Origin of the sequence: Bartonella queenslandensis, assembly GCF_018155095.1 — a bacterium.
Lineage (GTDB): Bacteria > Pseudomonadota > Alphaproteobacteria > Rhizobiales > Rhizobiaceae > Bartonella > Bartonella queenslandensis_B.
This window is the reverse complement of the sequence record NZ_NAAI01000003.1, coordinates 203,132-217,083: the sequence shown is the minus strand read 5'-3', so window position 1 is coordinate 217,083 and position 13,952 is coordinate 203,132. Positions and strand designations below refer to the sequence as shown.

Genomic DNA, 13,952 nt, shown 5'->3' with positions numbered 1-13,952 from the left:
ACGACCCGTAACAACCGTTCCACGACCTGAAATCGAAAAAACATCTTCGATCGGCATCAAAAATGGCTGATCAACAGGACGCTCAGGTGTGGGAATATAATTATCAACCTCACTCATTAAAAGACGAACCGCATCTTCTCCAATGCTTTTATCCTTGTCCTCAAGAGCAGCTAATGCAGAACCCTTAACAATTGGAACATCATCACCTGGAAAATCATATTTGGATAAAAGTTCCCGAACCTCAAGCTCTACAAGATCCAAAAGTTCTGTATCATCAACCTGATCAACTTTATTAAGAAAAACGACAATCGCAGGAACACCAACCTGGCGGGCAAGCAAAATATGTTCACGTGTTTGAGGCATGGGACCATCAGCCGCTGAAACAACCAGAATAGCACCATCCATCTGCGCCGCTCCAGTGATCATGTTTTTCACATAATCCGCGTGCCCAGGACAATCAACGTGGGCATAGTGACGATTTTCCGTTTCATACTCAACGTGGGCCGTGGAAATGGTAATACCACGTGCGCGCTCTTCTGGTGCTGCATCAATTTGGTCATATGCTTTAAACTCACCAAAAAATTTGGTAATTGCTGCTGTCAACGAAGTCTTCCCATGATCAACGTGACCAATCGTACCTATATTAACATGCGGTTTTGTACGTTCAAATTTGCTCTTCGCCATCGCTATTAATCTCTTGTTTTTTCTCTATCTTCGTTCACACCTAAAAATAGGTCTGCAGAACTGAATCCAACTGGACCTTACACCAGCCCAATCACCACAACCCTTAGACGAGAAATCCCGCCCACTTTAATGATGGAATATCTTCCATCATACCTATCTGCCTCATCATTAACCACCATTTGGAGCGGGTAGCGGGAATCGAACCCGCATATTCAGCTTGGAAGGCTGCTGCTCTACCATTGAGCTATACCCGCATAATCTACATACTCACTCTACTTTGATGAATGGTGGAGGGGGTTGGATTCGAACCAACGTAGCATACGCAACGGATTTACAGTCCGCCCCCTTTAACCACTCGGGCACCCCTCCATTACACCAGCAAAGTCGCGCGATGAGGCATCACGGCAATCATATCGAACACCCATTCAATTCAACTGATTGCGAAGTGGTTATGACGATTACGATTGTATCTGTCAACAGAATAAATACAATTCTGTACAAATTTCCTGCTCATATCTTTAAATCATAGATTTTTTCTAGCTATTTTTCTCATTAAAACGCTATAAAGACATTATGAAAGAAAAAACATCACAAAATTCTCATTATGCTCGTTTACGTCGCCGCTATCGCGATACAAAAGGCTCTCCTTCTCGATCTTCTAAAAACTTGAAGAAGGAAAAGCCTTCTTTACAGCAAGGGACAATCTATCTTTATGGTATTCATTCCGTTCAAGCTGCTTTAAAAAACCCAAAAAGAATTTTTAAATGTCTTTACGTTACACAAAATGCCTTAAAACGATTAAATATACCCGAATCAGATTATCCCTGCCCTGTAACATTATGCACCCCAAAATATCTTGATTCGCTCGTTGGAAATGAGGCAGTTCATCAAGGAATTGTTTTGGAAACTTCTCCTCTCAAACCATGCAAACTATCGGAACTAACCAATACTGATCTGGTCATTGTCATGGATCAAATTACTGATCCGCATAATGTTGGCGCTATTATGCGCTCTGCCGTTGCATTTAAAGCTAAGGCACTTATCACCACTTGCCGTCACTCTCCCCACGAAAGTGGCGTTCTTGCGAAAGCAGCATCAGGGGCTCTGGAAATGATTCATTATATTACCGTACGAAACCTCGCTGAAACTCTTCAAGAACTCCATCAAACAGGTTTTACAAGCTTTGGTCTTGATTCAGAAGGAGATCAACCTCTAGAAACAACATTAACAGGGAATAAAATTGCTCTTGTTTTAGGAGCAGAAGGTAAAGGCTTACGAAAAAAAACACGTGAAACCGTTTGCGCTCTAGCACGCCTCGACATGCCTGGAAATATTAAATCATTAAATGTTTCAAACGCAGCAACAATAGCGCTTTATGTGGCGCATAAATATCTTAGATTCTAGTTTTTAATTTTTTTTGTGAATCATCAAAAAATCCAACTAACAAAAAACCCGCTAAAAACCCGCCAATATGTGCTTCCCATGCTATTGAGATACCATTTTCTTCAAACAGAACGGAAGAAATACCTATGATAAAATCAGCCACGAGCCATACACTTATGTAAATAAGTACGCCCTTGGAACAAAGGGCTTTTTTGATGGATAATAAAGGTCCCAAAGGTTTTTCTTTCTGCGTATTGACACCTAAATAGTGGCTAGGGAAACCGTAACGTGCAATAGCCCCCATCATTCCAGATACGGAACCGGATGCTCCAACAAGTGGTATGATACTTTCTTGATGAAATATAAAATAAGTCAAAACAGAAATAACTGCCGTTAACACCCAAAAAACTAAAAAATGTAAAACACCAAAATGCCTTACTAAAGGAGAACCAAAAACCAAAAGCCAAACCATATTAAGAGCAACATGTTTAAAACTACCATGCATAAATGAATAACTCACCATGGTATAAAAAAACGTAATAGGATCCGTCTTAAACAAGGCTGGTGTAAATGAAAAAAACTCAAGGCTTTCAATATAAAGCTGATGAGAAAAAAAATACTGAGGAATACAATAAAGACAAAAACAAAACGCTATCAAGACAACAATGATAAGTGGAACATTCAATAAAGGTTCTTTAGGTTGTTTCGGCAATTGGGAAACATTCTTATATTGATGACTAGAAACTTTCATTATATAAAATCTCATATTTTTAACTGGTTATTCTTTACACAAAATAAAGATGCCGTACCCAGTGATACGGAAACTTCTCACGCCTCTGAGAGGGCTCCCTTTTTAAATCTTCAATAGCTCACCGTAAAAATACGTGTCTCTTATACAAAAGACTTTTTAAAGTATGGATAATCAAAAATATGATTGACAAAATGAATGATATCCAGCTTATTGAAATGTGAAGTTTTTCAATGTAATATACAAGAGCTTATGAACAAACAAACTTAATTATAAAGCACTCTATCACAAAAATGTAAAATACATAAATGTTTCTTTTTGCCAGAAATATACCAATTTTTGCGTTTTTTAATCACGCTATACTTCAATTAAAACCTTAAATAATCTTAGATCTCAATTGTTCCAACAACAGAGCTTGAGTTTCTTCTAGTTTTTGAAGAAAAAAACTCCTTGAAAATAAAGCCCCACAAAGGCATTTGTTTTCTTTTGATATAATCGCTAATTTTTCATAAATTATGTACTCGATATTCTGTTTTCTCATACAGTCAACTTTTTGATTTATAGTGATAATTTAATTTTATTCCTACTGCGTTAGAGCTTTAAATATCGTAAGATTCTCTCACCTTAAACCTGTCTATATTGAAGCAATCAAAACCATTCGCTTGCACATTACAAGTGAGAAAAGCCATATTGATAAAAATTGTACAAGAGAGGAATAAGAATGTCTCTTATGAAAAGCCTTAAGTGCTAAGGAGTAATCTGCAACTTAGGATTGATAAAGTGTGCGATAATATCTTCTTGCTCCTTCACAAGCATAGAGATAGGAAATACTCAGTGGGTTTATCATTATACCATTCATGGGCACCGTTGCGAAATGGATGTGATGAGCCTTAAAGAGATCTCTTTAAAATACACCTGTCATATGTCTTTCATTTTTACCTCTAACAGATATATGCAAGAATTATTTCCTATAGAACGCTCAAAAAAACAATACGTTGATTTGTATAGTGCCTCCTTGGGTTTAAACGGTTCGTAAGAGAAACTTTCATTCCTTTCTTAAATAGCAATATCCACCCATTCACCGTTATAACGAATAAGGCAATTGTTTTGATATAATAAGAAAATTTGAAATGAAAAAATCATAGAGATCCAAACGTCTCATTCAAATTGTAAAATGATAAACCCTTATTATAAATTAATGTATTAAAAATAGATAATACACTAATCATTGAAGAGGTATTTGAGAACTCTGCTTGCAATCTTTTAACCACACATCATAAATAGGATGCTCGACAGCGTTTAAACCAGGACTATCTGCAAACATCCATCCTGTGAAAATACGCCGTATTTTTTTATCTAACGTTATTTCATTAACTTCAACAAAACCTGTTGTACGCGTCGGCTCATCTTTAGAGCTCGTATAACAAGCACGGGGGATTACCTGTAATGCACCGTACTGATAAATTTCACCAAGAGAAACCTCAAAACGTGTCGTCCGTCCCGTAATCTTATCAAGACCTGCAAAAATAGCAATTCCATTGCTAATACGTTCAGCCCGCACCCCACTATTTAAGGATAAAAACACTAAAATTCCCATTAAAAAAATATATATAAAATTCCTCAACCCTAACAATAAAAAAAATCTCATCATATCAAAATCAATCGCACCTTAAAAACAACTCTTGCCATAACATAGAGTCAAATAAGACTACATGCGCCCATTAAAACATTTTATTTTTTAGGGAACCATGCATCATAATCTTCATGTACACAAGGACGCTCATCATTGTAAGGAATAGCCCCCTTTGGTCGATAAGCCTCACTTGTTCCTGTCATATTTGCAACATGAGGCTTTTCCCATTCATAGGGATGATAATCCTCTTGGGTTGGTGGATTGTCAAAACGATGATGAATCCAGCCATGCCAACCTGGTGGAATAGTAGAGGCTTCAGAATAATCTTTATAAATAACCCAACGATGCGGATAACCATCCTTATGAAGTCCCCCCTCATAATATATATTTCCAAATTGATCTTCCCCTATCCGCTTACCTTTGCGCCATGTAAAAAAACGCGTACCGATAGTATTACCACTCCACCAAGTAAAGATTTGCTTTAAAAAACGCGCCATTCTCTATTCCATTTCTTCAGTATGTTCATGAAACCAATCGTCGGAATACAATTGTTAATGCGTAAAATTATAGAAAAAGCGACTGGTAAACTCATCTACAAATCCAATTGATAGGATAATTTTCTCCCTCTTAATTCCAAGAAGATATCATATTTATGGATTATTCTCCACCCCTTAAAATTTAATCTATACCAAGTTTCATCTTAACTAATTCATTAACAGTTTGAGGATTTGCCTTACCACCAGTTGCTTTCATTACCTGTCCAACAAACCAACCTGCTAAAGCAGGTTTTTGCTTTGCTTGCGCAACTTTATCAGAATTATTAGCAACAATCTCATCAACAGCTCTTTCAATAGCCTTTGTATCTGTTACCTGTTTCATACTGCGCTCTTCTACAATTTGGCGTGGATCTCCCCCCTCATTCCAAATAATCTCAAAAAGATTTTTGGCAATTTTTCCAGAAATAATGCCTTCTTTTATAAGATCAATAATGCTTCCCAACTGATTTGGAGACACTGGCGACTCTTCAATTTCACGATTATCTTTATTTAAAGCCCCTAAAAGATCATTAATCACCCAATTGGCAACTATTTTTCCATCACGTCCACGAGCAACTTCTTCAAAATAATCAGCAATAGCTTTTTCTGTCACAAGAATGGAAGCATCATACACTGTCAATCCCATTTCCTCAACAAAACGTGCTTTTATAGCATCAGGCAATTCTGGCAAATCAGCCGCCAAAGCAGCCACAAATGCTTGATCAAATTCTAATGGTAAAAGATCAGGATCAGGAAAATAACGATAGTCATGCGCTTCTTCCTTTGAACGCATAGAGCGTGTTTCACCTTTAGCGGCATCAAAAAGCCGAGTTTCTTGCTCTACGATGCCGCCATCTTCTAAAATTGCGATCTGACGACGCGCCTCATACTCAATCGCTTGACCAATAAAACGAATAGAATTAACATTTTTGATTTCACAACGCGTCCCAAAATCTTCACCAGGACGACGAACGGATACATTGACATCTGCACGCATAGAACCTTCATCCATATTACCATCGCAGGTTCCTAAATAACGAACAATCGTACGCAATTTTGTCATGTACGCTTTGGCTTCATCTGATGAGCGCATATCAGGTTTGGAAACAATTTCCATAAGAGCAACACCAGAGCGATTCAGATCTACGAAAGACATCGTTGGATGTTGATCATGCATCGATTTTCCAGCGTCCTGTTCAAGATGTAATCTTTCAATTCCTACTTCGATATCTTCAAATTGGCCATTCGAATCTGGACCAACAGATATAATAACTTTTCCCTCTCCTACAATGGGATAGCGAAACTGAGAAATCTGGTACCCCTGCGGTAAATCTGGATAAAAATAATTTTTACGGTCAAAAACAGATTTCAAATTAATACGCGCTTTTAATCCCAAACCTGTTCGAACTGCTTGACGAACACATTCTTGATTAAGAACAGGTAACATCCCTGGCATAGCCGCATCAATAAGTGATACATGATTGTTCGGCTCTGCTCCAAATTTGGTTGATGCTCCTGAAAAAAGTTTCGAATTTGATATGATTTGTGCATGAACCTCCATGCCAATGATGACTTCCCAATCACCTGTAACGCCAGAAATAAAACGCTTAGAATCAGGAGTACGCGTATCAATGATGCTCATTGCCAATCCACTACCAATATTTTAAACATATCCCATGGTTTATCTAAAACCATTCACACTGCAAGCCTAAGGTGTAAATCTCCCAACAAGCCCGATAAAATCGGGCTTGTTCTATTTGTGTAAAGATTAAGCTTTTTTAGGAGCCTTTTTCTTAGCTGATGTTTTCTCTGCAGACTTTTCTTTCACTGCAGATTTTTTCTTTGCAGGCTTTTCTTCAGGAAGATCTGATTCGTCATATTCTTTCATCAACTCTTCAATCGTCACTTCTTTATCCGTGACTTTTATCTGGGCTAACAAATGATCAATGACCTTTTCTTCAAAAATTGGAGCACGCAGATTTTCAACAGCTTCCGGAGTTTTCCGGAAAAAGTCCATAATCTCTTTTTCTTGTCCAGGATACTGACGAACTTGCTCAAAAACGGCTGCTTTTAGCTCATCATCACTAACTTTAACACCAACCTTCATTCCTATTTCAGAAAGCACCAAACCAAGACGAACACGACGTTGCGCAAGGACATGATATTCCTCCCGTGCCTTTTCTTCTGTAATCCCCTCGTCCTCAAAACTACGTCCAGCTTTGTTCAAATCATCATTAACCTGAGCCCATATATTATTGAACTCAATTTCTAAAAGTCCTTCAGGAATCTCAAAATTATAATCAGCATCTAAAGCATCAAGAATTTGACGCTTAACTTTTTGACGTGTCATTGAACCATACTGACTTTCAATCTGCCCACGAACAACCTCACGCAAGCGATCTAGAGATTCTAAACCGACTTTTTTCGCTGCCTCATCATCAATTTTCAATTCATCGGGTCTAAAAACAGCTTTGACAGTAATATCAAACTCTGCTTCCCGCCCTGCCAAATGTGCCGCACTGTAATTATCTGGGAATTTAACAGAAATCGTTTTTGTATCTCCAGCCTTCACACCAACCAATTGCTCTTCAAAACCAGGAATAAATTGTTTTGATCCAAGAATCAGTTGCGCATCATTATCTGCCCCACCTTCAAATGGAACCCCTTCAAGCTTACCCAGATAATCTATGGTAATACGATCACCTTCTTCAGAAGATCCCTCTTTTAGGGAATAATTACGCGTAGAAGAAAGGACGCGATTGACTTGCTCATCAATATCCTTTTCAGGAATTGCTGCAATTTCACGAACAACTTCAATATGTTCAAAGGCTTTAATTTCAATTTTTGGCAAAACTTCATACTTTAAACTAAAAGTAAAATCGGCTTTTCCATCTAGAATTTTTTCATCTTCATCTATATCAATTTTCGGCTGCATCGCTGGACGCTCATTACGGTCCGCTAAAACAGAACGTGGCGCATCACTGAGTATCTCATTGAGAATCTCTGCCATAAAAGATTTACCATACATTTTTCGCAAATGCCCACCTGGCACTTTACCGGGACGAAAACCATTAAGCTTGATCTTACCCTTGGTATCATCCAAACGTTCATTCAACTTTTCTTCTAAATCTTTCGCTGGAACCACGATCTTAATTTCGCGCTTCAGTCCTTCATTAAGCGTCTCGGTAACCTGCATTAAACACCTTCATTTTTCTAAAGAGAGGGATAACCCCACTCTAATCATCATTACATTCTAACACTTCAAGTGTTACATTACCATGAAGCGGAATTCCAGACACGTAGAAATCCGTAGCACTTAAAGGGATTGCTTTGGTGCGGATGGAGGGACTCGAACCCCCACGGTCTCCCGCCAGAACCTAAATCTGGTGCGTCTACCAATTTCGCCACATCCGCTCAAACTTAGCAAGCTAATAACCTTATACAAGCGGCGTTTCTATATCATTAATTATAGAAAAAAAGCAAACAAATATATTAAAAAAACGCAATACACGTCTTTCTTACAAAGAACAAAAACAAAATCTATGCTTTTCATACACGGTGAATTACGTTAATAAATCGACTATGTTGAAGATATTTGATACTCCAATTCATATTATTGGTGGCGGTCTTGCAGGGTGTGAAGCAAGCTGGCAAATCGCTCAATCAGGAATTCCTGTTATTTTGCATGAAATGCGTCCACAAAAAAGATCAGATGCTCATAAAACCGATAAATTGGCAGAACTGGTTTGTTCAAATTCCTTTCGTTGCGATGATTCATCAACAAATGCTGTAGGGCTTTTACATGCTGAAATGCGATTAGCAAAATCATTAATTATGAGAGCTGCTGATGCCAACAAAGTTCCTGCTGGAAGCGCTCTTGCTGTTGACCGTGATGGATTTTCAAAAACCGTGACATCAGTACTTGAAAACCATTCGCTTATAACAATCAAACGCGAAGAAATTCAAGAGATTCCTAAAGATTGGAAACATGTTGTCGTTGCAACGGGGCCCCTTACCTCACCTGCATTTGCTCAAGAATTAAAAACAATAACTGGGATAAAAGCCCTTTCTTTTTTTGATGCTATTGCCCCTATTATCCATACCGATAGTATTGATATGAATATTTGTTGGTATCAATCTCGCTATGATAAAATTGGTCCTGAGGGAACAGGGAAAGATTATCTTAATTGTCCTCTCAACAAAGAACAATATGAAACATTCGTTGAAGCACTAAAAAACGCAGAAAAAACAGAGTTTCGTGACTTTGAAAAAACACCTTATTTTGATGGATGCCTCCCCATTGAAATTATGGCCGAACGCGGGATCGAAACTTTAAGACATGGACCGATGAAACCTATGGGCCTAACCAATGCTCATAATCCCACCATTAAACCCTATGCTGTCGTTCAATTACGCCAAGATAATAAACTCGGAACGCTTTACAATATGGTCGGCTTTCAAACAAAACTGAAATATGGTGAACAAATCCGCATTTTTAGAATGATTCCCGGTCTTGAAAAAGCAGAATTTGCACGTCTTGGTGGACTTCACCGCAATACCTATCTCAACTCTCCAATCATTCTTGATCAAACTCTTCGTTTAAAACAAAAAAAACAACTACGCTTTGCAGGGCAAATTACCGGATGTGAAGGTTATGTAGAATCAGCGGCTATAGGGCTTCTTGCAGGACGTTTTGCCGCTGCCGAATATCATCATAACCATCCTTGCCTCCCCCCACAAACCACAGCGTTTGGAGCTCTGTTGAATCATATTACGGGGGGACACATTATAGATGAAGAAGCAGAGAGACTGTCTTTTCAGCCAATGAATATCAATTTTGGACTCTTTCCTCCTATTTCTCCTATTAAACATTCAGGAAAACGCTTGCCAAGTAAAGAAAAAAAATTAGCAAAAAAACAAGTTATAACAGCGAGAGCTCTCAATGATTGTATTCAGTGGTTAGCAGATAAAGAATTACAAAGTTCATGTTTATTAAAAAACATATGATTCGCCTCTCATCTACTGAATAAATTCCTATCACTCTCGTGAAAAAATCATTCTAAAGCCTTGTAGGATACTATCTCAATCAATAGACGCTGTTCTACACTTCATCATTTATTCAATTACTATAGAAAGTTCTCCATATATAAAATATTAATATAATTCAGATATATAAAATAATTATATTAATATATTATAATAAATATGTATAAATAATACTGTATTTCTATTACTATTAATATTTTTATACTATATATTATTTCATAATAGGGATTTTTATCTTTTTTAAATTCGTTTATTAATATTAATGATCCCCTCTGATTTTAACTTTTGTGTAATGAAAAAAAATACTCGCTTGCATAGCACAAAGAAAATAAAAATATGGACCCCAAATATTTAAGACAGAACTGAATATATCTTTTCCCACTCAAGCACCAAGAAAAATCACAATATTGAAATGATAATACCACTTTATAAATTTACAATATATTGATTTATAATAAATAATTTATCTCTTTTCATGCCCCGCCTCAAATGATAAAAGCTAGTCGCAGCATTATAGAAACTAAGAGAAATAGTACGATGGTACCAACACTCACCTCTATTAAGCGAGAAAATGGTGGTTTATGCAGGTTTGTATTCTCACAGACTTTTTTGCTTATACCATTATAGGTACTACTCTGAATAAACACTTTAGTTCTTCCACGTAATAAAAGTTAACATCACACTTTATAAGCCATACAATGCCCCATTATTAAAGTGAAATATTTATTAAAATAAGCTAAAAATTATACATCTCAAGCTTAGGGTATTTTAGGCAATTTTTACAATCATTTTCAAAAGCATTCGCAATCCGTGATAATGAGAAGAATAGTAAAAAGACTTAAAATTTTTATATGCAAAGCATGTGCAATATATCTGTCTAGAAAATACCTGTAAAAAAACCCGCTTATAAACAAATCGGGTTTTTTTAATGTTGTTTAAATTATTTTTTATTAACTGCTTCTTTAAGGCTTTTTCCTGCTGAAAATTTAGGTACAGAACGTGCTGGAATATTGATTTCAGCACCAGTTGAAGGATTACGCCCCTTTGTCGCAGCACGATGAGAAACTTCAAAAGAGCCAAAACCTGGAAGACGAACATCGCCCCCTGAAGCCAAAGCTTCTGTTACAGAAGCCATAAAAGCGTCAACAACAGCACCAGCTTGCGCTTTCGAAACACCTGCCTTTTCAGCAACGGAACTAACCAATTCACTTTTATTCATGAAATATTTCCTTTTCCTATATTACCTGACAACATGACTTAATCATGTTATTGGTCAGTTTATTGAAAAGTACAGCAAACAGAAGTCTTATTTTTATCCAAAACATTGTTTTTTTAGCAATAATCACAGTTATTCACGGAATTTTTCACTTTTTTCAACAAAAAACAAAATAACAACCACAACAACACCCTCTTCCCCTCTAAAAATGCCGATATAAATGAGATGAGTGAATCAGTGCGCAATCTGTATTCCTTCACTATCGCTGCTCTCTGACCGGATAGGAACAGCTACTGTAGAAGGTTCTTTCCACTCAATAGTATCAGGAAAATGAACCAAAGCGTGTTTTAAAACTTCACTCACATGATTTACCGGAATAATTTCCATATTATTTTTGACATCATCAGGAATATCAACCAAATCTTTTGCGTTTTCTTCAGGAATAAGGACTTTTTTTATTCCTCCTCGAAGCGCAGCTAAAAGTTTTTCTTTTAATCCACCAATTGGTAAAACACGTCCACGTAAAGTAATTTCACCTGTCATTGCAATATCTTTATGCACAGCTATCCCTGTAAGAACCGAAACAATTGCTGTCACCATTGCAATCCCAGCAGATGGACCATCTTTCGGGGTCGCTCCCTCTGGAACATGAACATGAATATCGCGCTTTTCAAAAAGTGGAGGTTCAATACCAAAATCAACAGCACGCGAACGTACATAAGATGCGGCCGCGGAAATAGACTCTTTCATAATATCACGCAAATTTCCCGTTACAGTCATCTTGCCTTTGCCAGGCATCATAACGCCTTCAATGGTCAATAACTCTCCACCGACTTCTGTCCAAGCAAGGCCTGTCACAACACCAATATGATTTTCTCCTTCAATCTGATTATAGTGATAACGTTTAACACCCAAGAAATCATTGAGATTATTTTCTGTAATTTTTACAGATTTTTGGTGCGTTTTGAGAATTTTTGTAACAGATTTACGGGCAATTTTCATGAGTTCACGCTCAAGATTACGAACACCTGCTTCACGTGTGTAAAACTGGATAATCGACCTTAGTGCTCCATCAGAAATGCTGAGTTCTTTTTTAGACAAACAGTGATCTTTTAGTGCCTTTGGTAAAAGATGCTGCTTAACAATTTCCATTTTTTCACATTCAGTATAACCAGCAATACGAATAATTTCCATTCGATCCATTAACGGACCTGGGATATTAAGCGTATTGGCAGTTGTGATAAACATGACATCAGAAAGATCATATTCAACTTCCAAATAATGGTCAATGAATGTACCATTTTGTTCAGGATCAAGAACTTCTAATAAAGCAGAGGAAGGATCTCCACGAAAATCTTGTCCCATTTTATCAATTTCATCAAGCAAAAAAAGTGGATTAGATTTTTTTGCTTTTTTCATAGACTGAATAATTTTTCCAGGCATCGAACCAATATATGTCCGGCGATGTCCGCGAATTTCTGCTTCATCCCGTACACCTCCCAACGAGATACGAACATATTCACGCCCCGTTGCCTTGGCAATAGAGCGCGCTAATGATGTTTTTCCAACACCTGGAGGGCCTAACAAACAAATAATGGGACCTTTTATCTTTGACGCACGACTTTGTACGGCCAAATATTCGATAATTCTCTCCTTAACTTTTTCAAGACCGAAATGCTCATTATTCATGACCTTTTCAGCAAAATCTAAATTATTTTTAATCTTAGATTTTTTACCCCAAGGCATTGCTAATAACCAATCAAGATAGTTCCGTACAACTGTCGCTTCTGCAGACATAGGAGACATATTCCGTAATTTTCTCAATTCTGCTCCAGCTTTTTCCTGTGCTTCCTTGGAAAGTTTTGTACTCTTAATACGGTCTTCTAATTCAGAGAGCTCATCGCGACTATCATCTCCTGCTCCTAACTCTTTTTGAATAGCCTTCATCTGCTCATTAAGATAATATTCCCGTTGGTTTTTTTCCATTTGCCGTTTAACGTGCGAACGAATACGTTTTTCAACCTGCAAAACAGAAATTTCTCCTTCCATGAAAGAAAGAACACGTTCAAGACGGGCTCCTACAGGTAAGAGCTCTAATATTTCCTGTTTTTCTGCAAGTTTAATCATCAAATGAGAGGCAATCGTATCAGCAAGCTTAGAGGAATTATCAATTTGGCTAATCGCATTGACAACTTCAGGAGAGATTTTTTTATTAAGCTTTACATAGTTTTCAAAATAAGCAATCACCGACCTTGAAAGAGCTTCAATCTCAACATCACTCTCTCTAATTTCTTCTGTAACACTTGCAAAAGCCTGATGATAATCTTCACCTAAAGAAAATTGATTAATTTTTGCACGTGCTGTCCCTTCAACCAAAACCTTTACAGTGCCATCAGGAAGTTTTAAAAGCTGGAGAATATTCGCAAATGTACCAATATGATAAATATCCTCTGATTTTGGATCATCATCAGAAGCGTTTTTTTGTGTCACCAAGAGTATTTGCTTGTCAACCGCCATTGTTTCTTCAAGAGCACGAATGGATTTTTCACGGCCCACAAAAAGTGGAACAATCATATGGGGGAAGACAACAATATCACGAAGAGGTAAAACAGCATAAACCCCATCTCTTACTTCATCTGTCTTTTCATCAATATATTGCATAACTCTCCTTTCTGGAGCCTATGAGCTATCTACAACACCAAGCCC

At 37.3% G+C, this 13,952-nt stretch carries 10 protein-coding genes and 3 tRNA genes; 2 read left to right on the top strand and 11 right to left on the bottom strand.

From position 1 onward, the window contains the following. The 3 genes from B5V81_RS03475 to B5V81_RS03465 all read right to left on the bottom strand — a co-directional run. The coding region (locus B5V81_RS03475; RefSeq protein ID WP_212112133.1) for a GTP-binding protein at positions 1-684 on the bottom strand (684 nt) is incomplete at its 3' end. Positions 685-864: 180 nt separating this feature from the next. Further along, positions 865-938, bottom strand: a tRNA-Gly gene (locus B5V81_RS03470). 31 nt (positions 939-969) lie between these two features. Further along, positions 970-1,053: transfer RNA gene (locus tag B5V81_RS03465), tRNA-Tyr, on the bottom strand. A 204-nt stretch (positions 1,054-1,257) separates the two neighbouring features. Here B5V81_RS03465 and B5V81_RS03460 point away from each other — a divergent pair. After that, positions 1,258-2,088 carry a TrmH family RNA methyltransferase gene (locus B5V81_RS03460; RefSeq protein ID WP_212112132.1) on the top strand — a complete coding sequence of 277 codons (831 nt, stop codon included), beginning with the start codon at positions 1,258-1,260 and terminating at the stop codon, positions 2,086-2,088. On the opposite strand, the gene B5V81_RS03455 is transcribed toward B5V81_RS03460, so the two are convergent. From B5V81_RS03455 to B5V81_RS03430, 6 genes are all read right to left on the bottom strand, one after another. Further along, positions 2,078-2,818, bottom strand: a complete 741-nt coding sequence (locus tag B5V81_RS03455; protein ID WP_212112131.1) for a rhomboid family intramembrane serine protease — start codon at positions 2,816-2,818, stop codon at positions 2,078-2,080. The two genes, B5V81_RS03460 and B5V81_RS03455, sit on opposite strands and share 11 nt — an antisense overlap. 1,222 nt (positions 2,819-4,040) lie before the next feature. Next, the gene (locus B5V81_RS03450; protein ID WP_212112143.1) at positions 4,041-4,463 is read right to left on the bottom strand and encodes a DUF2155 domain-containing protein; all 423 of its coding nucleotides are present in this window, start codon (positions 4,461-4,463) and stop codon (positions 4,041-4,043) included. Positions 4,464-4,546: 83 nt separating this feature from the next. Then, a complete protein-coding gene (locus B5V81_RS03445; protein ID WP_212112130.1) occupies positions 4,547-4,945 on the bottom strand; it encodes an NADH:ubiquinone oxidoreductase subunit NDUFA12 in 399 nt (132 codons plus the stop codon). 181 nt (positions 4,946-5,126) lie between these two features. Then, positions 5,127-6,626: an Asp-tRNA(Asn)/Glu-tRNA(Gln) amidotransferase subunit GatB gene (gene gatB, locus B5V81_RS03440; protein ID WP_212112129.1), complete on the bottom strand. Its 1,500-nt coding sequence runs from the start codon at positions 6,624-6,626 to the stop codon at positions 5,127-5,129. A gap of 126 nt (positions 6,627-6,752) precedes the next feature. Beyond that, entirely contained in the window at positions 6,753-8,180 is a 1,428-nt protein-coding gene (gene tig, locus B5V81_RS03435; RefSeq protein WP_212112128.1) for a trigger factor, read from the bottom strand. A gap of 135 nt (positions 8,181-8,315) precedes the next feature. Beyond that, a tRNA-Leu gene (locus B5V81_RS03430) sits at positions 8,316-8,398 on the bottom strand. A 168-nt stretch (positions 8,399-8,566) separates the two neighbouring features. Here B5V81_RS03430 and trmFO point away from each other — a divergent pair. Next, positions 8,567-9,991 (top strand): methylenetetrahydrofolate--tRNA-(uracil(54)-C(5))-methyltransferase (FADH(2)-oxidizing) TrmFO, encoded by a 1,425-nt coding sequence (gene trmFO / locus B5V81_RS03425; RefSeq protein ID WP_212112127.1) that lies wholly within the window; start codon positions 8,567-8,569, stop codon positions 9,989-9,991. 979 nt (positions 9,992-10,970) lie between these two features. Here the strand turns inward: trmFO and B5V81_RS03420 are convergent. Next, positions 10,971-11,249 (bottom strand): HU family DNA-binding protein, encoded by a 279-nt coding sequence (locus B5V81_RS03420; RefSeq protein ID WP_212112126.1) that lies wholly within the window; start codon positions 11,247-11,249, stop codon positions 10,971-10,973. Between the two features lie 231 nt (positions 11,250-11,480). Then, entirely contained in the window at positions 11,481-13,907 is a 2,427-nt protein-coding gene (gene lon / locus B5V81_RS03415; protein ID WP_212112125.1) for an endopeptidase La, read from the bottom strand. Positions 13,908-13,952: the final 45 nt, after the last annotated feature.

What these genes read in the sequence shown, in the direction of transcription:
- B5V81_RS03460 (WP_212112132.1), top strand. Translation starts at nt 1,258, where the DNA reads ATGAAAGAAAAAACATCACAAAATTCTCATTATGCTCGTTTACGTCGC.
- B5V81_RS03455 (WP_212112131.1), bottom strand. Translation starts at nt 2,818, where the DNA reads ATGAAAGTTTCTAGTCATCAATATAAGAATGTTTCCCAATTGCCGAAA.
- B5V81_RS03450 (WP_212112143.1), bottom strand. Translation starts at nt 4,463, where the DNA reads ATGAGATTTTTTTTATTGTTAGGGTTGAGGAATTTTATATATATTTTT.
- B5V81_RS03445 (WP_212112130.1), bottom strand. Translation starts at nt 4,945, where the DNA reads ATGGCGCGTTTTTTAAAGCAAATCTTTACTTGGTGGAGTGGTAATACT.
- gatB (WP_212112129.1), bottom strand. Translation starts at nt 6,626, where the DNA reads ATGAGCATCATTGATACGCGTACTCCTGATTCTAAGCGTTTTATTTCT.
- tig (WP_212112128.1), bottom strand. Translation starts at nt 8,180, where the DNA reads ATGCAGGTTACCGAGACGCTTAATGAAGGACTGAAGCGCGAAATTAAG.
- trmFO (WP_212112127.1), top strand. Translation starts at nt 8,567, where the DNA reads ATGTTGAAGATATTTGATACTCCAATTCATATTATTGGTGGCGGTCTT.
- B5V81_RS03420 (WP_212112126.1), bottom strand. Translation starts at nt 11,249, where the DNA reads ATGAATAAAAGTGAATTGGTTAGTTCCGTTGCTGAAAAGGCAGGTGTT.
- lon (WP_212112125.1), bottom strand. Translation starts at nt 13,907, where the DNA reads ATGCAATATATTGATGAAAAGACAGATGAAGTAAGAGATGGGGTTTAT.